General features: G+C 55.7%; 16 protein-coding genes and 3 pseudogenes. 10 read left to right on the top strand and 9 right to left on the bottom strand.

All coding sequences use genetic code 11. From position 1 onward, the window contains the following. Positions 1-193, bottom strand: a pseudogene (locus ABSE61_RS16215) (H-NS family nucleoid-associated regulatory protein); the annotation flags it as partial. 250 nt (positions 194-443) lie between these two features. Between ABSE61_RS16215 and rfbC the strand changes: the two are divergent. Genes rfbC through rfbA form a run of 4 tightly spaced genes read left to right on the top strand, consistent with a single transcriptional unit; the run spans position 444 to position 3,903 of the window. After that, a complete protein-coding gene (rfbC, locus tag ABSE61_RS16210) occupies positions 444-1,016 on the top strand; it encodes a dTDP-4-dehydrorhamnose 3,5-epimerase (RefSeq protein WP_423872139.1) in 573 nt (190 codons plus the stop codon). 2 nt (positions 1,017-1,018) lie between these two features. Further along, on the top strand, positions 1,019-2,062 hold the full coding sequence (gene rfbB / locus ABSE61_RS16205; RefSeq protein WP_423872138.1) for a dTDP-glucose 4,6-dehydratase: 1,044 nt from the start codon (positions 1,019-1,021) through the stop codon (positions 2,060-2,062). Positions 2,063-2,076: 14 nt separating this feature from the next. Further along, positions 2,077-2,976, top strand: a complete 900-nt coding sequence (rfbD, locus tag ABSE61_RS16200; protein WP_423872137.1) for a dTDP-4-dehydrorhamnose reductase — start codon at positions 2,077-2,079, stop codon at positions 2,974-2,976. 12 nt (positions 2,977-2,988) lie between these two features. Continuing rightward, complete coding sequence (gene rfbA, locus ABSE61_RS16195; RefSeq protein WP_423872136.1) at positions 2,989-3,903, top strand: glucose-1-phosphate thymidylyltransferase RfbA; 915 nt, start codon at positions 2,989-2,991, stop codon at positions 3,901-3,903. 189 nt (positions 3,904-4,092) lie between these two features. Here the strand turns inward: rfbA and ABSE61_RS16190 are convergent, their stop codons facing one another. The 3 genes from ABSE61_RS16190 to ABSE61_RS16180 all read right to left on the bottom strand — a co-directional run bounded on the left by ABSE61_RS16190 (position 4,093) and on the right by ABSE61_RS16180 (position 9,669). Next, complete coding sequence (locus ABSE61_RS16190; RefSeq protein ID WP_423872135.1) at positions 4,093-5,514, bottom strand: HlyD family type I secretion periplasmic adaptor subunit; 1,422 nt, start codon at positions 5,512-5,514, stop codon at positions 4,093-4,095. 8 nt (positions 5,515-5,522) lie between these two features. Continuing rightward, positions 5,523-7,643, bottom strand: coding sequence for a type I secretion system permease/ATPase (locus tag ABSE61_RS16185; protein ID WP_423872134.1), 2,121 nt, complete (start codon positions 7,641-7,643; stop codon positions 5,523-5,525). A gap of 157 nt (positions 7,644-7,800) precedes the next feature. After that, positions 7,801-9,669, bottom strand: coding sequence for a putative Ig domain-containing protein (locus tag ABSE61_RS16180; protein WP_423872133.1), 1,869 nt, complete (start codon positions 9,667-9,669; stop codon positions 7,801-7,803). On the opposite strand from ABSE61_RS16180, the gene ABSE61_RS16175 reads away from it, so the two are divergent. The 3 genes and pseudogenes from ABSE61_RS16175 to ABSE61_RS16165 all read left to right on the top strand — a co-directional run bounded on the left by ABSE61_RS16175 (position 9,668) and on the right by ABSE61_RS16165 (position 12,086). Continuing rightward, positions 9,668-9,811, top strand: a complete 144-nt coding sequence (locus tag ABSE61_RS16175; RefSeq protein WP_423872132.1) for a hypothetical protein — start codon at positions 9,668-9,670, stop codon at positions 9,809-9,811. The two genes, ABSE61_RS16180 and ABSE61_RS16175, sit on opposite strands and share 2 nt — an antisense overlap. 645 nt (positions 9,812-10,456) lie before the next feature. Continuing rightward, the gene (locus tag ABSE61_RS16170) at positions 10,457-10,717 is read left to right on the top strand and encodes a hypothetical protein (protein WP_423872131.1); all 261 of its coding nucleotides are present in this window, start codon (positions 10,457-10,459) and stop codon (positions 10,715-10,717) included. Between the two features lie 169 nt (positions 10,718-10,886). Then, a pseudogene (locus ABSE61_RS16165) lies at positions 10,887-12,086 on the top strand (IS256 family transposase). A 71-nt stretch (positions 12,087-12,157) separates the two neighbouring features. Here the strand turns inward: ABSE61_RS16165 and ABSE61_RS16160 are convergent. After that, a pseudogene (locus ABSE61_RS16160) lies at positions 12,158-12,807 on the bottom strand (IS5 family transposase); the annotation flags it as partial. 689 nt (positions 12,808-13,496) lie between these two features. Then, positions 13,497-13,898 (bottom strand): hypothetical protein, encoded by a 402-nt coding sequence (locus ABSE61_RS16155; RefSeq protein WP_423872130.1) that lies wholly within the window; start codon positions 13,896-13,898, stop codon positions 13,497-13,499. Positions 13,899-14,533: 635 nt separating this feature from the next. Between ABSE61_RS16155 and ABSE61_RS16150 the strand changes: the two genes are divergently transcribed. Together ABSE61_RS16150 and ABSE61_RS16145 are read left to right on the top strand one after the other, a co-directional pair. Next, a complete protein-coding gene (locus tag ABSE61_RS16150; RefSeq protein ID WP_423872129.1) occupies positions 14,534-14,899 on the top strand; it encodes an H-NS histone family protein in 366 nt (121 codons plus the stop codon). A 578-nt stretch (positions 14,900-15,477) separates the two neighbouring features. Then, positions 15,478-15,687, top strand: coding sequence for a hypothetical protein (locus ABSE61_RS16145; RefSeq protein ID WP_423872128.1), 210 nt, complete (start codon positions 15,478-15,480; stop codon positions 15,685-15,687). A gap of 872 nt (positions 15,688-16,559) precedes the next feature. On the opposite strand, the gene ABSE61_RS16140 is transcribed toward ABSE61_RS16145, so the two are convergent. From ABSE61_RS16140 to ABSE61_RS16130, 3 genes are all read right to left on the bottom strand, one after another. Next, positions 16,560-17,420: a hypothetical protein gene (locus ABSE61_RS16140; protein WP_423872127.1), complete on the bottom strand. Its 861-nt coding sequence runs from the start codon at positions 17,418-17,420 to the stop codon at positions 16,560-16,562. A gap of 737 nt (positions 17,421-18,157) precedes the next feature. Next, positions 18,158-18,469 carry an H-NS histone family protein gene (locus tag ABSE61_RS16135; protein ID WP_423872126.1) on the bottom strand — a complete coding sequence of 104 codons (312 nt, stop codon included), beginning with the start codon at positions 18,467-18,469 and terminating at the stop codon, positions 18,158-18,160. A gap of 1,025 nt (positions 18,470-19,494) precedes the next feature. Further along, positions 19,495-20,247 carry a hypothetical protein gene (locus ABSE61_RS16130; protein WP_423872125.1) on the bottom strand — a complete coding sequence of 251 codons (753 nt, stop codon included), beginning with the start codon at positions 20,245-20,247 and terminating at the stop codon, positions 19,495-19,497. Positions 20,248-20,495: 248 nt separating this feature from the next. Between ABSE61_RS16130 and ABSE61_RS16125 the strand changes: the two genes are divergently transcribed. Continuing rightward, positions 20,496-21,038 carry an NUDIX domain-containing protein gene (locus ABSE61_RS16125; RefSeq protein WP_423872124.1) on the top strand — a complete coding sequence of 181 codons (543 nt, stop codon included), beginning with the start codon at positions 20,496-20,498 and terminating at the stop codon, positions 21,036-21,038. Positions 21,039-22,168 lie beyond the last annotated feature (1,130 nt).

Genomic DNA, 22,168 nt, shown 5'->3' with positions numbered 1-22,168 from the left:
ATTTACGGCGCGTCCGGCTATTCAAATCCGGAGCGATGGGTTCCCGAGGAGGCTTACCGCTATTGAGCTGATAAAGCCGCTTCTCAAGTTGTCGTTTTTCCGAGAGAATTCGCGAGGAAAGTATCTTGCTAATCTGCTCGCGGAGCGCCCAAAGATCGTCGATGGGCAAGCTCTGCATGTCTGTCTTCTTCATGAAGTGCCCGACTAAGAAGTCATGATTCGCGATCTTGACCGTAACATGTCTTTTTATGGTTAACGCCAATTGTGAACATAATCAAAACTACAATCTAAAATTGATATTGATTCCGTTACACCTATTAGGTTGAACGATTCAATCCACAATCATTTGACCAAGGGGTGCTTTCCTCGGCGCAGCTTGTAACGGCTTCCCACGAACGGTAACTAATGCTCACTTTTCCGCGCAACTGTCGTACGGTTACAGCATGCAAATTCAACGGTTTGCGATCCGCGATCTCCTGTTGATAAGTCCGGTCAAGCACAGTGATGCAAGGGGTTTCTTTTCGGAGGTCTACCGTAGTGACGCGCTACTGGCGGCGGGGGTGAATGAACAATTTGTCCAGGACAACCACGTTTATTCGCAAAAGAGTGGCGTACTTCGCGGACTCCATTTTCAGGCGCCCCCGCATGCGCAAGGCAAGTTGGTGCGCTGCGTTAGGGGAGCCATTCTGGACGTAGCGGTGGATATTCGTGCGGGCTCACCTACCTTCGGCCATCACCTGGCGGCCGAACTATCTGCAGAGAATTGGCAGCAACTTTGGGTACCCCCAGGCTTCGCTCATGGCTACCTCACCTTAGAAGCAGACTGCGAGGTGGTGTACAAGGTCACGCAATATTGGAATCCAAGCGCTGAACGTGCCATTGCATGGAACGACCCTGCCCTAGCGATTGATTGGGGTACTTCTCTCCCGGAACTCACGATAGCGAACAAGGATCGAGATAATCCGCTCCTTGCCGACCTGGAGCCGGTTTTCCGTTACCAGCATGGGAATGTCTGATCATGCGGATTATGGTCACGGGGGGAGCAGGTTTTATAGGATCAGCCGTTTGCCGCCATTTCATTTTGGATTTGGGCCATCAGGTGGTTGTCGTTGACAAGCTAACCTACGCGGGAAATCTAGCTTCGCTAAAAACTATCGCTTCGAGCGAAAATTACGCCTTCGAGCGGACAGACATCTGCGACATCGAAGCGATAAGGGGGATTTTTTTAAAATACAAGCCAGATGCTGTTGTCCATCTTGCTGCAGAAAGTCACGTCGATCGATCGATTTTTGCGCCAAACGTTTTTGTACAAACCAATGTGGTTGGCACGTATGTCCTCCTCGAAGCCGCACGGGAGTATCTAGCCACAAGCAAGCGGCAAAATGACGGCGACTTCCGATTTATCCACGTGTCAACCGACGAGGTGTACGGATCCCTTGGCGATACCGGATTGTTTAGCGAAACGACACCCTATGATCCGAGCTCTCCCTATTCGGCGACAAAGGCCGCATCCGATCATATTGCGAGGGCTTGGTGTCGAACCTATGGTCTCCCGGTCATCGTCACGAATTGCTCAAACAACTACGGCCCCTATCAATTCCCAGAAAAACTCATTCCACTGACAGTTCTAAATGCTTTGCATGGCCAGCCTTTGCCGGTCTACGGCGATGGATCTAATGTTCGCGATTGGCTCTTTGTGGACGACCATGCTCGGGCTTTAGGGGCGATACTCGGACATGGCACCGTTGGTGCGAGTTATAACATTGGCGGACGAAACGAACTGCGAAACATCGATGTCGTTGGCATGATCTGCGAACATCTCGATCGATTGCGCCCGGCTCGAGCACCCCATAGACGACTTATCACGCATGTTACCGATAGGCCGGGTCACGATCAGCGATATGCGATTGACGCATCAAGATTAGAAACCGAGCTGGGTTGGCGAGCCCTGGAGACGATGGCAACAGGCATTCAAAAAACCATTCAATGGTACATCGATCGCACCGATTGGTGGACGCCACTCCGAACGGGAAATGCTATATCATCTGAACCCATTCGCTAGCTTCGGATAACATCGTGCGCTTGTTTGTTGTTGGCCGCGACGGCCAGGTTGCTAGCTCGCTTCGCGAGCTCGCGACCAGCGAGCCAAATTTCGTTATCGATTGCCGCGGTCGCCCTGATGTGGATCTTTTGCGCCCAGATTCGATAGAACGGGCCCTGTCCGCCTTTTCGCCAGATCTTGTTATAAATCCCGCGGCCTATACTGCGGTAGACCGCGCGGAATCGGAAGCTGAGCTTGCATTTGCGACCAACAGCGACGGAGCTGGCAACGTGGCCGCTGCAGCGGCTCAGATAGGTGTTCCCGTCATTCATTTGTCGACGGACTATGTCTTCGATGGGAAGAAAAACGCGCCCTACATCGAAACCGATCCAGTTGGCCCTCTCGGGGTCTACGGAGAGTCAAAGCTGGCGGGTGAGCGGGCTGTAGCCACGGCCAACGAGCGCCATATTATTCTACGCACGTCCTGGGTGTATGCTCCGTTCGGAAATAACTTTGTTCGAACGATGCTAAGGCTGTCGAGGGAACGCGACAAACTGAGCGTAGTTGATGATCAAGTAGGCTGCCCAACTTCTGCCCCCGACCTCGCATTCGCCATTCTTGAAATCGCCCGCAAGGCGCTCTCAAACGGCTGGAATGAGAAAATGGCTGGCACTACTCATATTTGCGGTCCCGACGAAGTTTCTTGGTGTGCCTTTGCGCGCAAGATCATGGACGTTTCACGATTGAAATGTGGTCACTCGGTCGAGGTTGAAGCGATTCGCTCAGCCGATCACCCCACACGCGCGGCTCGCCCGGCAAACTCGCGATTGTGTTGTGATCGATTAGCTACTACTTTTGATATTCGTATGCCACCTTTGAAGTCATCGCTTGAGAGATGCGTGGACTCCATTTTGAATCAAAACCAAAGCCAGTGATTGGAGCTCGGATTGAAAGGGATCGTTTTGGCAGGTGGAAGCGGCACACGTCTGCAGCCAATGACGAGGGCAATCTCCAAGCAGCTTTTGCCCGTTTACGACAAGCCCATGGTCTTTTATTCGCTCAGCACATTGATGCTGGCGGGTGTCCGCGACATTCTCGTCATCTCGACACCTCACGACCTTCCGCTATTCCAGACCTTGTTGGGGAGTGGCGAACAATGGGGAATATCGCTGTCTTATGCCGCTCAAGCGCGGCCGGAGGGATTGGCACAAGCGTTCATCATCGGCGCAAAATTCGTTGATGGAAGTCCTTCGGCACTCATCTTGGGTGACAATATCTTCTACGGTCATGGGCTCCCTCGCCTTTTGGCGGATGCGGCTTCCCGTACCGTTGGTGCGACTGTCTTTGCTTATCGAGTTGCTGATCCGCAGCGATATGGTGTCGTTGGATTTGACGGCAGCGGCCGCGCCATTTCCATAGAAGAAAAACCCAAAATACCGAAGTCAAGCTTTGCCGTCACAGGACTCTATTTTTATGACCGACAGGTCGTGGACATTGCCGCAAACCTGCGCCCCTCCTCGCGTGGAGAGCTTGAGATTACGGACGTCAATAGGTTTTATCTCGAGCGCGGACAGTTGTCAGTCGAACTTATGGGAAGAGGGTTTGCTTGGCTGGACACGGGCACACCAGACAGTTTGCTAGCCGCGGCTAATTTCGTTGCAACGCTCGAAAAGCGGCAAGGATTTCGAATCGCTTGCCCTGAAGAGATTGCGTTCAATCAAGGATTCATCGATCGTAACCAACTCGAAAAACTGGGTACGACGCTGGGAACAAGTGATTACGCCGAATACGTAAGGTCGTTGGCACGCCAAGAACCACATGGAGGACCTTCGGCAACGGCCTCGTCGTCAACTGTTAGCTGAGGCAACTTGCTACAATGTTCTTGTCGACGCCAAGCGACTGAGTGATATTTTAAGCTCACGCGCTTGCAGGAAGAGTGGATGCCGATAACGTATTCCTAAGTCGTCTCTTCAAACTTTTCGTTACAGGCCGGCCGCTTTCAACCGTTCAAGTGAGCAGGCGGATCGGCCCTGTCGTCGACGAACCGCTGCTCAGCGTTCGCGCATGGCGTCATGCTTGTGTTCGCGCAGGGGTGCCAGTAAGAAGTCGATGATCCGCCGCTTGCCGGTTAGAATCTCGGCTTTGACCGACATGCCCGGCAGGAGTGTAGCTGATCGACCATCGACATTGAAGCTACCCGGCTCGATAGCAATATGGACTGTGTAGCGCAGGTGCTCGCTGCCCTCGACGTGATCGGTCTCATCCGCCAACCGTTCCGTTCCGTGAGCACCCGATTGATTGACCGGCGTCGCCTCGGCATCGCGGTCGATTGAAACCACCTCGCCGCCCAGCAAACCGTATCGCGTAAATGGAAAGGCATCGACCTTGAGCTCAACGTGCTGGCCGACCTCCACAAAGCCGATATCACGATTTTCGAGCACGGCCTCGACCTCAACCCGATCGTTGTCGGGCACAATCGAGAGCAACTGCTGAGCCGGCGTGACCACAGCGCCGACGCTCGCCACCTGCAGCTGCTGGACCGTGCCTGCGATCGGTGCCCGCAAAGTTTGTAGCTCAGCTCGGCGCGCCGCTTTGGCGAGAGCTTCCTCGGCCGCCCTCGCCCGTTCGCGCGCCTTCGAGAGGTCCCCCATCGCGTTGGTACGAATTTCGGCGGTGGTCGCCACGATCTTGTCATCGAGGCCGGCGATCGCAGCATCCAGCGAAGCGGTTTTCGCGCGCGTGATTTCGAGCTCGGAGCGGGTTTCGACCAAAAGCTGCTGGCTCTCAAGCCGGGCGATGACGGAGGCATTGCCAAGCTCGCTTGCTTTGGTGCGGATGTCCGCCCGTTCGGCCACCATTGGCAAGATCTGCTCAATCTTGATTGCCGTCTGCTTCAGCGCCTCGCGGTCGGCGACGTGTTGCGCGCGCTCCTGAGAAAGTCCCGCGAGCTGGCTCGCTCGCATGGCAATTTGGGAGGTGAGTTGCGCCTGAGCCCGCGCGCGGTCGAGCGTCGTTGCGGCGCCAATGGTTTCAAATGGCGCCTTATTGGAGCCATCGAGGAATCCAGTAAGCCGCATCTCGTCGAGTTTGGCGGCTACCAGGTCGTTCTGCGCACGATCGCGTTCGGCGAGTGCCGCGGTCTTGTCGAGCTCGATTAGGGGATCACCGGCATGGACCTGCTGGCCCGCTCTGACCAGCACCGCCGTAACGCTGGATGTTTCAAACGGCTGCACCACCTGGGTACGCATATGCGAAATCAGCTTACCGCTGGCGATTGCAACGATGTCGACCTTTCCGAATACGGTCCATCCCAGCCCGGCTAGGGTCAGCAGGCAAAGCACAATAGCACCTAAACGGCCGAGCGGATTCGGCGGCGTGTCGGTAATTTCAAGTGCCGCGGGGAGGAATTCGCGCTCACGCGGAGCGACACAATCAAAGGCCACAAAACGCAGCACAGCAGAACGGGCGCGCATCTTTTCTCCTAGCGTCCTACGGCCTGAATCCGGTGTAGCACGGCGTAGCGGCCGTTGCCTTCCACCAGTTGCTCGTGTGTGCCGTCTTCCACGATCATTCCGTTCTCGATGGTGAGAATTCGGTCGGCGCTGCGGACGGTCGAAAGCCGGTGTGCGATGATCAGCACAGTGCGGCCCTTGACAATGTCGCGCATGTTGCTCTGGATGATGCTTTCCGACTCGTAATCTAGTGCCGAGGTCGCCTCGTCAAAGATCAAGATGCGGGGATCGCCGATAAGGGCACGCGCAATTGCGATCCGCTGGCGCTGTCCGCCGGAAAGAGATACACCCCGCTCGCCGATCGAGGTATCGTAGCCTTGCGGCATCTTGCAGATGAAGTCGTGCGCTCCCGCAAGCTTCGCCGCCGAGATGACCTTCTCCATCGGGACTGCTAGATCGGCTAGCGCAATGTTCTCGCGCACTGACCGATTGAACAAGATATTTTCCTGCAGCACGACGCCAATCTGCCGACGCAACCAGGATGGCTCGAGCACGGTAGTATCAACGCCGTCGACCAGCACCCGTCCGCCCTCGGGTTGATATAGCCGCTGAGCGAGTTTTGCGATGGTGCTCTTGCCGGATCCGGAGGGGCCGACGATGCCGACAACTTGGCCAGCGGGAATCTTGAGGCTGACATCGCGCAACACGGGTTGGCTATTGATGCCATAGCGGAAAGTGACCCGCTCAAATTCAACAGCTCCTTCAAGACGCGACTGGCTTGCCTGGGCGCTCGTGCTGTGCGCCTCGACCGGTGTGTTAAGAATGTCGCCGAGCCGTTCGACAGACAGGCGAACCTGATGAAAATCCTGCCAAACCTGCACTAAGCGCAACACGGGACCTGAGACCTGGGAAGCGAGCATGTTGAAGGCGACAAGCTCGCCGACCGTCATCTTGTTGGCGATCACCAACCCTGCACCGATGAACAGCGTCAGCGCACCGACTCCCTTATTGAGGAGATTAGAAGCTTGGGTCGCCCAATTACCGACCTGTGAGACAGCGAAGGAAGCGCCGACATAGCCCGCCAGTTGCTCCTCCCAGCGTCGCTGCATTTGCGGTTCGACCGCCATCGCCTTGATTGTTTCGACGCCGGTGACACTCTCGACTAAAAAGGCTTGATTTTCCGCGCCACGCCGAAATTTCTCATCAAGCCGACGGCGGAATGCTGGTGTCGTACCGAGCGAAAGCATTGCGTAGACCGGAAGCGCCCCGCACACCACAAAAGCAAGCGTAGAGCTGTACACAAACATTACCCCGATGAAGACCGCGCCAAAGCCAAGATCGAGCACCAGCGTAATTGATGAGCTAGTGATGAATTGGCGAATGGTCTCGAGCTCGCGCACCCGCGCCACGCTGTCGCCGACCCGGCGGCTTTGGAAATAGGCCAGCGGCAAGCGCATCAGATGCCCGAACACCCGAGCACCGAGCTCGACATCGATTCGATTGCTAGTATGCGAGAACAGATAGGTGCGCAGACCCGACAGCGTCGCCTCGAATATGGCGATCAGCGCAAGTCCAGCGACCATCACTTCGAGCGTCGAGAGGCCGCGATGCACCAGCACCTTGTCTATCACCGTCTGAAAGATCATAGGTGTCGCAAGGCCAAACAACTGGATCACGAAGGATGCGATCAGCACTTCCGCGAGGATGCGGCGGTACTTGTACAACGCTCCACAAAACCAGCTCAGATCAAAGCGCCGAGCCGAGTCCGAGAGCTCCGCGCGCTTAGCTAAGAGGATGAGGCAGCCGTTCCATTCCCGATCGAATTCAGCCAAGCTCAACAATCGAGGTGAGGCGTCGTCCATACCCTGGACGAGAACTTGATCGTCGTCGGTGACCTTTCCAACGACTACAAAGCCGCCCGAGTGCAGCACCGCCAGCGCCGGCAGCGGCGTCTTGCCGAGCCGATGTATCGATGATTTGAGGGCTTTGGCCTTGACTGGAAATCGGGTCGCCGCGCGCAACACGTCGTCGATGTCGAGCTGGCTCGACTTGCCTGCATCATGCTGTATCTTGGCGGGATCGGCGACAATGCCGAGGAGATGCAAGGCGAGCGCCAGCGACCAGGCACCGTGATCCGTACACGCGCGCATAAAAACCCCGCCCTACAGCGTCCCCAAAAGCGACAAACAAGTCGTTAGGCAGCTAAAGCGCATTGGGTTATAACGCCGTTAAGCGGCATGCTTAAAGATTTGTTCCCGCCGGACAACGGCTGCTCCCAATCGCGGGGCAACCGTCTCCGACTTCCCGTTAGCTCAATGGTGAGGCCAACGTTTGCGGATTGGAGCTTTGCGGCTGCGAGGACGACGACGTCGTGCTGCTGCTCGTCAGCGAGGCGATGGCCTGTAGAAAGCTCGAAGCCTTCGTCGCGACGGTTACACCAAATGCCTCGGAGGTTGACACGCTCCCGGCGTTGGTCGCGGTAACCTCCAAAGTCAGTGAAGTCGCCGCGGTTGGCGCGGTGCCGGTGAAGGTATCGGTCGTGGCGTTGAACTTCAGCCAGGCCGGCAGGGCTGTGCCGTTTGACTGGCTCGCCGAATAGGTCAACGGTTCACCTTGTGGGTCGGCGAAGGTGTTCGCGGCCACCGCAAAGTTGACAGTTTGCCCAACCGTCCATGTCTGTGCGGCGGTCTGAGCCGTCACAACCGGGGCTGACGGCGCTGGCGTAGCAACCGCAAAAGTCTCTGAGGTCGACAGGCCGTAGGTGTCGGTCGCGCTGACCTTGATGGAAAGACCGGCCGTGCCAACGGGAACGGTCCCGGTGAACGTTTCAGTTGATGCATTGAAGCTCAGCCAGGACGGTAGTGCTCCACCATTCGACAGCGTTGCCGAATAAGTCAATTTGCTGCCCTGCGGATCTGTGAAGGTGTTCGCAGCCAGGGCAAAATTGACGACCTGCCCCAGCTTCCAGGTTTGAGCTGCCGTCTGCGCCGAAACCACCGGAGCCGACAGCGCCGGTGCCTTGCCTTGACCCGCATTGTCGGTGGTGATGACGTCGCCGTCAGCCAGTAGCGCTGAGAGGCTGACCTCGAAGGTTGTGTCCCAAGTTTGGCCTGCCGCTGTCCCCCAGGGATTGCGGATCTCAAGCATTCCGGTGGAGCTGTCGTAGCCATAGATCGACATGGCATGATCTGCAACAAGCGTCGTCTTACCGCCAGAGCTCGCATTCGTGTAAGACGACAAAATAAGGTCATCACCCTGGGCGAAGTCCGACTCAAGAATGGACAGCACGCTCGAAGTTGTGTTTCCGGTAGAATAGCCCGTGACCCCGAAAGAGGAATTGTAGACCACTTTCATCCAGGAGCCGCCACTGGCGTCGAAATCGGTGATCGCCGAAGCGCCGGTGATCTCCTCGAGTGCCATTTCCGGCGCGCCGCCGTTGCCGATGGTCGAAAAGGAGTTACCATCGTTGAGGTAGTTGCCGGTCACTACACCACCGGCTTGGAGCTGCGCGTAGGCCTTTTCGGCTAGGCTTGCCCAGATATCGCTTCCGGAGTTGAAAATCGTGCCGCCGTTCGCCAGGGAAGCATTAACGGTGACGTATTCGGCGGTGCCATCAACATAAAAGCGAACGCCGTAGGTGTTGTTACCGTTCGCGGCGAACATCGACGAAATGATCCCGGAGTCCTGGTTGGCCACCTCGGCAAGACTCGATAGCAAATAGCAATCACCGAGATCTCCCTGGTTGATGTCGCTCATGCTTGGGCCGGTCGACGCGAACAGCGGCTTGGTCGATGTTGAATACGAGACAGAGAAATTGCTGCCGTCCACTAGAACCTTCGACGACGGAAGATCGGTCCCCAAAAACCACTTGCCGACCAGCTCGCCGAGTTGGGTAGCAGTGGCACCGGCCGCAAGATTGCCAAGCGTCACGGAGCTCGCGCCGCCTCCAGTCCAACTCGCGTTGGCCGCGTTGCCGTTCACCAGCGCCTGCGTCATATCGGTCAAGTAGGTCGAAGTCGACATCCCGTTATTGAGATTGGCAGCAATGGTCTTGAGGTCGCTAAACTCGGCGGCGGTCAGTTTGCTAGCGGTCGATGTGAGTGTCGCATCGAGATCGGTGAACAGCTTGTCGAGACCGGCATAAGTAACAGTGCCATTGACGTCGGCGGCAGCCATGTCGGTGGTAATTGAAGCCGTCTGCAACGTGCTCATCCAGGAGGGAGCCGAAGAGGAACCGGTGGTTTTCACGGTAACTGTTGAGGTCGCAGGCACCGTAGCGGAGCTCGAGACCGTGCTAGACGATCCGGCGGCCGCCTAGACAATCCCATTGGGGGGAGCCACATGGGGGGGCGCGGCGGGCATCGACGAGGATGGCGCCGAAGCCATGACCGGTGCGGCTGCCGGGGCAAAGGACGCCTGCTGGCCCATCGCATTAATAAACGAGCCGTCTCCTCCAATCGAGCTATCGTCGAAAGATCCAGCATTAGTCTGATGGGAAGTATCATTATGCGACTTAATCGACATTTGGATGCACTCGCGCTCAACGGGTGAAGTTTGATGGATTGGCGGACGTCCGAGGGCAACCTACTCGCAATCTCTTTCCACCCGCCTAGATCGTTCGATCGAATTTTAAGAATCGAGATAAATTGCTGATGCCACGCAACATTCGACCGGCCAGTACGGACGCGGTAAGGTGGATCATCGGCACCGTTTGGGGTATTCGCCGATTGTTAACCCCATCAGCCAGATAGATTCAGACATGATCGAAAGAAACCGCCGAGCCTGAACTCACACCCTTTGAACGGGTGAGATTCGGAACGACATGAAAGATGCACGATGCGCTTTGCTGCCGGTCTCGAACAAATTGCGGACCGAGAAAAACCCTACGTGGCGCTATTTCTCATTGGATCTGCGTGGTTCGAAAGATTAGATTCTCAAACTTCTGGCAGGTGGGAGGGTCTCGATGCGCAAGATCGCTGGGATTGTAGCGATGTTTGGAACGGCGTTTGTCCCGATCGGCCAAGGGAGCGTTGTCATCAAAGGCAAGACCCTGGACGAAGCACTCGCTAGAGTGCCTTGCAGGTTTATTTCCAAGGACGGAACGGATCTCAAAGTTTCGAACGTCCCAATTGTCATTGACGAGAGCGCTGAGCCGAATTCACTCATTCTCACAAACGAAAGCGAGATCGGTCCGATCAAAAAGAGATGCTTTTCGAAACGTTAGCGTCCCTTGCGAGCCTCATCAGCTTGGCATGACGTACTCCGGGTAGAGCAAAGCCGCCCGGACGCGCGCCTCCAATAGCGCCGTATCGGGCGGGCGGCTTTGCGGTGGTCACCGGCAGTTCTCCGGTAGGATCGGGTTGTGACACGCCAACGCAACCGAGGAACCACCGATGACCGACGATATGATGAACCTGCGCACGCTCGGTGGAGAAGACCCCTGATGCCGATCTGTTGCGCGAGATGATCGGCTTTGCGGCCCGGCGTCTGATGGAGCTGGAAGTTGAAGGCCAGACCGGGGCGGCCTACGGCGAGAAGAACCCCAAGCGTCTGGCCCAGCGCAACGGCTACCGCGACCGGATCTGGGAGACCCGCGCCGGCACGGTCGAACTTCGCATCCCCAAGCTGCGCAAGGGTTCTTACTTCCCGGGCTTTTTGGAGCCGCGCCGCCTGGCCGAGAAGGCGCTCACCGCCGTGGTGCAAGAGGCCTACGTGCAGGGCGTCTCGACCCGTTCGGTAGACGATCTGGTGCAGGCCATGGGCTGACCGGCATCTCCAAGAGCCAGGTGAGCCGGCTGTGTGGCGAGATCGACGACAAGGTGAAGACCTTCCTCGCCCGTCCGATCGAGGGCGACTGGCCGTATCTGTGGATCGACGCCACCTACGTGAAGGTGCGCCAGAATGGCCGCATCGTATCTGTCGCAGTGATTGTCGCAGTCGGCGTCAACAGTGACGGCCGACGCGAGGTTCTCGGCATGGATATTGGACCGTCCGAAGCTGAGACGTTCTGCACCGTGTTCCTGCGCAAGCTCGCCCGTCGTGGCCTGCGCGGCGTCAAGCTGGTCGTCTCCGACGCCCATGAGGGCATCAAAGCCGCCGTCGGCAAAGTGCTCAACGCCACCTGGCAGCGCTGCCGCGTGCACTTCATGCGCAATGCATTGGCGTATGCCGGCAAGAGCGGCCGGCGCGTCGTCTCCGCCTTCATTGCCACAGCGTTTGCCCAAGGACGATGCTGAGGCCGCGAGAGCACAGTGGCGGAAGGTCGCCGACCAGCTTCGCCCCAAGCTGCCCAAGCTCGCGGCCTTCGTGGATGAGGCTGAAACCGATGTGCTCGCCTATATGACGTTCCCGCTCCAGCATCGAACCAAGCTGCACTCGACCAACCCGATCGAGCGCCTCAACGGCGAGATCAAGCGGCGGACCGAGGTGGTCGGCATCTTCCCAATGAGGACGCCATCGTTCGCCTCATCGGCGCAATCCTGCTCGAACAGAACGATGAATGGGCTGTCCAGCGTGCCCGCTACATGACGCTGGAAACCATCGCGCCATTGAGCGATGATCCAACCGTCAGCCTCCCGGCGATCGCCAGCTGACCGGCCCGGCCCTTGCCGGCGAACGCGGTGCCCCGCCGCCAGCTACACCAAGGGACACGATCACCCGGGTGGAATTGCTTCAGCTTGCTGATGCAGCATTCGACGAGGTGACGCTGCGCATACAGATGTTCGTCGAGCGGGCATTTCAATGATCGCGAGGGGTTGTTCGGAATGACGGCTTCGGCGCCCTGCTCAGCAGCAGCATTGCGAATGTGGTCGGCATCGTAAGCGGTGGCGGCCATGACGAACTCAGCGGGCGCGTCTTCCAAAAGTGTGGCAGCTTGTGGGGCGTCACCCTTCTGACCGGCCGTGAGGACGAAACGGACAGGGCATCCCAGTCCGCGCACGGCCAAGTGGATCTTGGTGCACAGGCCGCCTCGCGAGCGTCCGATAGCCTGATCTTGAGCCCCCTTTTGCGCCGCTGGCGTGCTGGTGGGCGCGGACAATTGTGGAGTCGATGATCAGGTACTCGAAATCGGGGTCATTCGACATGGCCTCAAAGACCCGCTGCCAAACGCCTTTCTCGCTCCAGCGGCCGAACCGCCGAAAGACACTGTACCACTCGCCGAAGACTTCCGGCAGGTCACGCCAGGGCGCCCCGGTGCGGACAAATCCGGTTATCGAGCCCCGTCGAACCGCGCTGATCCGGCCGACCGATGATCAGGCCTGCGATTCGCGCCCATTGTTCATCACTCAGAACAAGCCGATCCATGACACCCAAGACTGTTCCCAAAAAGCAGCCTTGAATCGTGCTTCTGTTGATTTGAGAATCCCAAGAGTCCACGACCACGCCCTCTTCGCGGACGACTACCGTCGCATCTGGTAAAGGGGGGCAGCGCGGGACCGATGCAGCGTTGAGCTCTCACACGACGATGATGGCGGTTAGCGCGGTTACCGCAACGACCAAAGCCAGCATTGAAACGACGAATATTAAGTCTTTCATCTCATGGAGCCACGTTCTGTTAGCAGTTTCTACTTAGACCAATTTCGATCCTTGGATGTCACTTCGCATATTGTCGCGGTTGCGACTAAGCAAAGTTGGGAAATAGCGCCGGGCAGAGAAACCATAAATGATTCAGAGGTCCGTGGCCCTTTCTTTCCGCATGTTGTTCGTAATTGTCAGCCACGGACCGAATTAAGGATTAATCTTTAGCACGAAGCGCGGGCGCAAGACCCCAATCTCTGCCACAGACCGTTCTGTCAGCTCCGACGCATACCGTCAGCAGGCTCCTGCTCTCCGCAGTGGTTTCCCTTTAAGCTCGTTCGCGGCGCCGGCTAGAGCGGTTGCGTGGCGCGAGCCGAGTCATTAACCAGTATCGATGCACACGCTTTCCGGTGACCTAGACAGCGCCCCACCGCTCCCTAAACCAAACGGCACCATGCTGTGGGTCAACCGCAGCCGAGCGTCCATCACAGACTGCGCAAACGACAGAGAAGCCGGATTACGCCCACTGGCGGTTCTTGGCGCCATTGCCTTCGCCAATCCGAAACTCTTCCATTTTGTGGCCCGACTTCATCGCCGCCACAAGCCAACGCGGCAACTTGCGGCGACCCGACCACGTCTCGGACGTCTGGGGGTTGCGATATTTTCGGGAGAACACGGGGGTATTCGCGGCGGTGCTTCTCGGCGATGATCGGTGCCCCATCCGACCGGAGAACCGCGCCCATGCCCCGGTTAAGAACAGCAAGACGCTTCTCTGGCTCATTCTTTTCGGCCTTAATTCGCGCAGACAAGATCGCACTGAGCTTCTCATGTAGCGACCAGAGGTCGTCCAATGACATGGCTTCCAGTTCGAGTTTCTTCAGCGACATTCTGGGATCCACTTCCTACCCGGGCGGCTGTCATATTGCCGCGCTAGAAGTTAGGGGGCAGCAAAATGTTTCCAACAAAAAATGCATTTTTAACACGCCCGCCAGCAAATCAGCCTGCAACTTCGCGGAGTCGATAATCAAGCGCAAAACCCTAAGATTGGGCCACCAATCAACGATTCCTTTGGCTTGTGAGGTATCCGGTGCGCGATCGGAACACAATCCGCCCGCTCGTCGGGTATCGCCGCTTTACTCTTGCCTGGATAATGGCAACAAGAACAACTTTTTGTATATTTCTCAATATGTTGTTCCAATTCGACCTGCGCCACCACGGGCGCGTCACGAAGCGCGACGGGAACAACGAAGGGACCTCACGTCCTCGTGAAATTCACTACCTCAATGAAAATCCCGCGCGCCCCCGCAGTGAGCGAACTTACTGCTGTTGGTTTCCCATTGATTTATCGAGGTTTTTTAAATATCGGTCGCCTTATCAAAAAATTCTGAAAATAGCTCGAATAAAATAATGTATAAGATAACGATCACACGATTTTTAATTGAGCTTGCGATTTTGATCATTTGCCCGAGCGCGCATCATTGGAGCCGCCCGACGCCAATATCTCAACGCCGACGGGCACACGATGCGCAAACTAGATTTCGACGCGATGGATCTCGACGAGCTTTGGCTTCTGCATGAACGGCTCACGCAAATCCTCTCCGAAAAAATCAGCGCGGAAAAACTTGAACTGGAAAAGCGCCTTGCTCAGCTCAGCAGAGCTGAGCCTTTCGGCGAGGCCGACAAGACCAGCCGCCCTCCACGGCGCAAATATCCGAAGGTTCTGCCAAAATACTGCAATCCGTTTGCACCGGAGGAGACCTGGTCCGGACGTGGCAAACAGCCTCGTTGGCTCGTCGCGGCCCTTCAATCCGGACGTGGCCTTGAGGAGTTCCGCATCCCGAAACCAGCAGAGCCGCAGAGCGATGAAACCGATCACGGACCGTCGTAACAAGCGCGCCCTTGCGTCCTATGTTGAAAACCTAGTTCAAAACCTTCGGCCTGGGCCGCAGCGCGGGCCTATCGCCGAGGTCCTTGGCAAGACTGTCGCGGATGCCTGACATCTCAACCAACAGAATGTCGCAGAGCTCAATTTGCGATGCGAGCACATTCTGTGTGCTGGCCATGCCCGTCAGGACATGGCGCTGGGCTTGAGTTTGCCTAATGATGCTGAGGGAATCTCGTAAAGCACAGTCAAACGGCGCCCCGATAACGTTTATCTTTGTCATGGCAGCCCCACTACTCAACAGGAAGGCGGTCTAAGAGCAAAACAAGCAATTGCCGTACCATTCAATATGTGCGGCGCCCTCCAAAAAGGTTCAAGCAAGCTTGCAGGCGAACGGCCCCCAATACCCGTAAACTAGGCCTCGCTTCCAGAGGACGGTACGACGCAATCGAATCCCTTCGCGACGGGCGTGAGAGCTTGGGTGGGATGGACTCGACAATCACCCGGCATTAATACGTTGGCGCGGTTTTATATTTTTTAAATACGGGAACGTGTACCCTTCGGCTTGATTTGGATCTGTTTATATGAACGAAATCGTCGAGCGCGTGATGCAATCGGCTAGGAATGCACCGATATCCAAAATCTCCCGAACAGAATTGCGCAGCAAGGTCGGCAACTATGTTGAATTGCTTTCGTCCGCAGGCAAGCGGGATCCTGAAGAATTAACTGATCTCGGCATCGCCTATCTTCGTGGCATCATCGAGGGACCGGACCCGCGTTACACCGGCTGCTAAAGTTTCCGCTGCGGCATGTCCATGGGCGCCGTCGCGGCCGAAGGCATGAGTCAAGTCGCTCGACGTGAAATCGGCGCGAATTCAGCCTAGCTGGGCCCCGAGCAACCGAGAGGCACCCCCAAGCTTTCTGCACGGAAGGTTTTGATTCGAAAGAGAGCGTCAACTTAACTTATCGTATCGAAGATCGATGACATTCGATTGCCCGGTTGGGGCGTCATTACAGCCGGGCCCATGCTGGTAACTAGTTTTTGCGATCGGTACCAACTTCGGATCTGGTCTTACGTCATGATAATCCAGCCTTTCAGTTTGGGGCGGTCCTGTTCGATGGCCCCGCTTTGGGCAGACATGCCGCAATTCCGATTGCTGAAGCGGTCTTTAGTACCCGATGTCATTAAGAGCTATTTATGATATTTAATTATTATTTAAAAAACAACCTTGAAGCCGCCGGATTTTTAATCGATCACCGACGACACAGTTTCGCTGGAGCGCGAACCCGCAGGCGATGATGTCATACGGAAACTCCGACTACCAACCCATTCACGCTGGCCTGGCAACAATCTTGCCGAGCAATCGTCGCTGGTCTCCGCTGCGCGCACGTCATCAGCGCGACAGCCCCCGCAGTCTTGTCCGCTCTGCCATTTCAGCCGCTCGGTCGCGCTCCAGATCAGAGTGCGTCTGATGATCTCTCGCCTCCCGATCTCGAATCGATGGTCTGGAAGCGTCCAGCCCTTCCACAATCCGATACGGCAAAAAGGCAAGCCGCTCCTCATCGTCCGTGACGCCCCCTTAGAACGCCAAAGATAGCTGGTTCCGGAAAGCTCGCTGCCAACGCCACAAGGTTATTGTTATCCGGCGGGCCTTACCGCAGCACGTCAGTTGCTGTCGTTACCCGTCTGGCAAAGGTTCCAGTGACTAGCTTCGCCGTTTCTGAAATATCTGCAAAATCGGGTGTAGTGATTTCTTCCGAAAACGTCCGCATAATATATTACGCCCCAAATGACATACGTTTTGTTCCCTGCCCGAAACTCTTCAAGTTCTGCTTCCTTGAACGTTTTGTTGACCGCATCTGATGCGGCAATGCCCCCGCCAAGGGGGCTCATCGGTTCATTGTCACCGCCATAGGAAGTTGGATATGTACGCGGTGGCTTAACGTCCGACCCTGAAGACGAAATGATCACAGCATCGGTCAGGGTTCTGAGACCCAAAGCGGGAGTCTGTCCGACATTTTTATAATTGAGGCTTGATGCCATGTTTTTTTCGAACGCGTTTTGCGTCGAGATCCCGAGGACGCTAACGTAGGCGCGAAGTTGGCTTCGAGAGGTTTCCGCGGCCAGATCAATCGTTTTTTCTGTCGCTTCGGCCCGCCTGTTCGCAGCAAGTATTGCATAGCGGGAGACCTCAATGCTGTCGCTAACAGACTTGGCTTGTCGAAGAGCAAAATCGCGCATTTCGTAGATCGACCAGGCAATCCAGGCGATAGAGAAAATTGAAACTAAAGTGGCGGCCATCAACCATTTAGCAAATCGCTCCAATCGAATGGTGGATCCCAAAAGTGGGTCCGCCTTGGGCGAGAAAGATTCGATTTCCGGCTGCTCCTCCTCTTCTTCCTCTACGTGTCCTTCCTCGAAAGATGAATGAGAAGCTACAACCTCCAGAAAAGACGGACGGGAACCTACGAGAAAAGCCGGTGGGTTGGCTGCCGGTTTCGGACCATTGTTGTCGGCTGTGGTCATTGAAACAGTGTCTCAATCTGCGTCCTCGATGATATTCTACAATACCCTACGATGTTTAACGAGTATTTGGATACCATTTCAAGCCCTTTCGCGATTGGGCTCAGCCGTCAGCAACCATCCCATTGAGCGCACTGAAGCTTGTGCACCAATCGTCGGGATCATTGGGGTCGGCCGACAAGGTAAGCCCACGCCGAAATCGTAATAGCGGCGGGTCCGGTTTGCTCATCTATTGCAAGTGACTACAATCGGCCTGACCACCACCTGCGGGAAGCGCGTTGCTAATGCGCAGGGACTAAGACACCGGTCACGATCGCAAGCTATGCATGACCTTCTGGCGCTGCGATGGTTTTCGATGGATTTCCGGGGCTAATCCCTAGGGCCATGCGAATGCGGATTCCCGCGCGATTACTTCGACACCTTGGAGTCGGCATCGCCTACTGTTCCCCCATTCTTGACGCACTTACTAAAGTAAGTCTGTGCATCCTTGCCGGATCCCTTTGCGCTCCCTGCGGCGGGATTGCCGATCAAGCGGGGAGGAAACGCCTCGGCAGTCAGCGCTTGGCACTTTTTAGCGAGTTCGACCGTGATGGCCGAGGTGCCACTAATTAGCGGTACAGACGCCAGAAGGAGCAGCGTTCCAGTTGTGAGCGTCCGGCTTATCATGGTGAAGCGCCTTGACTGAGGGGCACAATTTTGCCGCTCCTGCGACGGTTGTATGCCGTCGAGTTTTGACACTTTTATCTGGCGATCAGAAAATGCTCGAGTCTTTTGCCAGCCTTAAGCTGCGCCTGCACCCAGTGGGGTCGTTTTCCGCGGCCAGACCATTTTTCGGCGGGATTTTTTGGGTTCTGATATTTCGGGTGCACTTTGGGATAGGCACGACGGGGCCGATCGGGGCTAATCGTGTTATCGGAGTTTTGAAGCCTACGTAGACGCTCTTCGAGCTTTGCCTTCTCCTGGCCTATCTTGCGAGCCAGGGTTGATGTCACCTGTTCGTGCAAACTCCATAGCTCATCGATGTTCATGGAGTCGAAATCTTTGTTTTTCATTAAAGCGCCTCTCGTTGTCCTCAGGCTACCGTACACTCTGCGACGGGACACTCACATGAGTCGGAGTTAGAACCAGGGGTTTGATTCGAAACAACGAAAAATGTCATAATCAGGCCCCCCCGAAAATTCTAGTTGACTCCCGATGACCGCAAAAGTGGAGTGGGAAGCCGGCGGAGGCCCCTTGAAGCGCGTCGGACCATTGGCGCAAGTGGCTAGCGCGGTCGTTTTTCGCCCGCCGAAATAAACTTGAAAGCGAGTTGCATAAATCGCTTCACTTCAACTCTCGACAGCCTCTCTCGAACCCTCTTAAGCAGTTCAGATCGTTGATCCAATAGCTGGATTTGGACAGCAGCGCCGGCGAACACCCACAAGTTGACGTTAATCGTTATTCACCCTCAAATTATTAAATCAGTGCACCCCAACAAAATAGGGTCTTTGTTGTGACTGTGTGCGCTGGATCGCGTGATTGTTATCGATTTATAGAATTGTCTTCCCAATAATATTTTTCGAAAACGGGCGGTTTCAAGCTAACATCTGCGAGGGTCCTTCCAAACCAAAATGCACGAACGAGTTCCCACAAGCGGGCGGGCGTCGGCCGAACGGAGAATGGCTTTGAGCGCGAAAAAGGTTGCAACGTTGCTCATCCTATCCGCCCTCGCTTCAGCCGTTGCAACTTTGGCTTCGGCCGAAGACGGAGGTCTCAGGAGCGGCGGTTTCCACGGACGAAACCTTCACAAGCGAGGCTCGATCAGAAACGGATTAGTCGTGGGTGGGATCATCGTGGACGGCTATGGATACGGCGGCGAAGCCAATGGACCTGCCGGCACGAATGGACCTAGCAACGGCGCCGGTAACGCCAATGAATATGGTGACTGGTACGGAATCTCTTCCAATCACCGTGAATGCCCTCTTTTCCGGCAGCGTGTGCTGACTCCCGATGGGTGGCAAGTTCAGATGGTTCCGGTCTGTTAGAGGATGCGGACTTTAGCCTGAACTAAGGAATGGACGCTTGATGATGTAAATTATCACGTCAATTCGAACCGCTTTCGGAGCTCAGCCACGAGAAGCGGTAGTACTTTTCTGTAAACGGACGCCCTCGCCGAGGTCGTAGCTCCTGGCGCGAAGGTCATCATCGCATTCCAGTGCGCTCCAAACCCGTACACCGTCAGATCGACACCGGTCTCGGGGAAACCTTCAATCTGGCGAAGCCCCCTGACAACATGCTCGGAAATCTCTTCCGCGTTCTTCGACAGTTTTGGTCCCGCGTTTTCGGTAAGGGCATAGGCGGCTGCGAAGAGGCCGATCTCGGCAACCGAAAGAACGTCTTCTTCGGTAGAAACCGGTTCACTTTGACTGGCGATCCTTTCATCGGGTGGCGTCGTTGCCTTGCGCGGAGCGGGGGCATCGTCGGTTTCAAGCTGGTCGACCGAAGGTCTCGCCGCAACAGAACGATTTTCGATTTGCTGGGCTTCAGCCTGTGTCTCGATGCGTAGCAGTTTCTCGATTTCATCCGCGATTTCAGCAGCGGTGGCATCTGTCATGGCAGTGGCAGTGGGGAGTTGGTCAATACCTTCCTTGCGCGACATTCCGAGGTGGAATGTTACGTGCCTTGGTCTTTTCTGAGGGACGCAGATTTCAGCCAAACTAGCTGCCCAATCTTCCACAATACGTCGGACTTGGCCGACTTGGACAGGCACCGGCTTATCCTCTTTTTTATTGGCGTTGACCCCTTCCCTCCTGACAAAGCCTAGCAGTGACTTTTCATCTTCGTCGTTCACTTTTCTCAGGATCCTAAAACAACAATTTTAGCACCGACCAGAGGTAAAAGATAGCCAAACAGCCCCCAACCTGCCTGGATTGGGCTAGCTAGCTTTTTCCGAGAACATGGTGAAACGGTGCGCCGTAGCCGAGCCGGGCTAAGAAGCAAATCGCGCGGTATTGGCGTGACCTCTGCAAAAGAACGGAGAGAACGCACCGGGCAAAACGAGACGTTTAAGGCCATGCGAGAACATTCAGCTGGAGCGCCATGCCGATATCCGAATATCTGAAAACCCTTCGTGCGAAGATCGGCCGCGATCTCGTAATGCTTCCGGCGGCTTGTGTCGCGGTCATTGATGATCAAGGGCGGCTGCTTTTGGGGAAGGAAGCGGAGACTGGCCTTTGGGTGCTTCCGGGCGGCGCGCTCGATCCGAACGAACGTCCGGCTGATGCGGCTATCCGGGAATGTTTCGAAGAAACCGGGCTGCTCATTGAAATCACGGGATTGATCGGTGTCTTCGGCGGCCCAGAATTTCTAGTTCGATATCCGAACGGGGATGAATGCTATTACATTTCGACGGCATTCCGAGGCACCGTCATCAAAGAATCGGGCGTATCAAGCGACGGTGAGCTAACTGAAATTGGCTATTACAGCCAGGCAGAGTTTGAAAGGCTGGCAACATCGCCGCAAACCAAACTCATCGCGCGGACGACCTTCGCCAACTCCAACAACCCCTTCTTTCAACCTCCGATGTATTCAGCCATAAACCTAGAAAATATACTGCACCAGACGAAGAAAGATCTCGGCTAGGCCAGCCTGCGATCAGGTTACGTTCGTTACTGCTTGCGCCGTCGCAGATCAGGTTTGAACTGTCGATCTCAAGCCCCATACCATCCAAGGCGGCATCCCAGCCTCCGTCGATCATCTCCGGCGAGCGGTATTTTGCGGGTCACTACTCATAGAACCACGACGAATTAACAATATTTTCAGGTGACGATTTTCCCCACGTTAAAACGGATAGAGCAGGTGCCATGGCTTGTCCGATTAGCCGACAGCACTGATATCAAGCTTAACGAGTAGGTTTCATTGAGACGACATCTGGCTGCGGTATTAGAATTGCCAGATCTATTTTCGAGGAGATCGCGCGACCACGTTGGGCGGGCATTCTCAGGCCAGTGACAATAGCCGCTGACCGTTTTGCTCAACATCTAACCGATTGCGAGCCCAGTTTTTCTGCCGAAAGCAACGACAAACAGCAGTTCGATGGGACAGCTTTGGTTTACCTTCTTTTGGAGCCAGACGAATATTTCAAACCGTGCCCAACAATGACGGATTGCAGCAACAAACTAAGCATTTTTGACTGCGAGAGATTTTGTTATGAACAATAATGTCAATTTTCAAATGGTCTGCGACACCTGCGGCTGCCTCGGAATCAAGATTGAAAATCCCGAACAGGCCTCTCGAGAAACCCTCGTTTATTGTGGTGATTGCGGCAACTCACGAGGAACGGTCGGCGCATTAAGAGACCTGTCCGTTCGATCAGAGGCCCCCGCGATTCCACACACGAGGCGAGAAATCAAGATGAAATCTTGCAGCCAGCTTGTCGCCCTTCATCAAGAGTTGCAAAGCCTTCGTCGAAAAGTCGCGATGGCCGAGTCTAGTCGAAAGTCATAGGTCTGGAAGCGGAGGCGAGCACATCTTCGGGAATCATTTCGATGAAAGCCGCGCGATTGCTAACACATCAACGCAAAATCGATCGCTATCAGAGGCTTCTCAACGAACTGCGCTTCATCGAACAACAATTGTCTGAGGAGCGGTCTAAGTTGGCGATGCTACAGTTCATGAACCAGTTGCATTCAGCGTCGAACATTTGGCTCCCCGACGGGCCGCAATAGCACGGTCAATAAATTCGCCGCTGGGATCGAGCGCGAAGTCGAGCG

The sequence above is a fragment of the Bradyrhizobium sp. genome, assembly GCF_049519115.1.
Classification (GTDB): domain Bacteria; phylum Pseudomonadota; class Alphaproteobacteria; order Rhizobiales; family Xanthobacteraceae; genus Bradyrhizobium.
The sequence above is the reverse complement of the archived record's forward strand: the minus strand, read 5'-3'. Positions and strand labels throughout refer to the sequence as shown.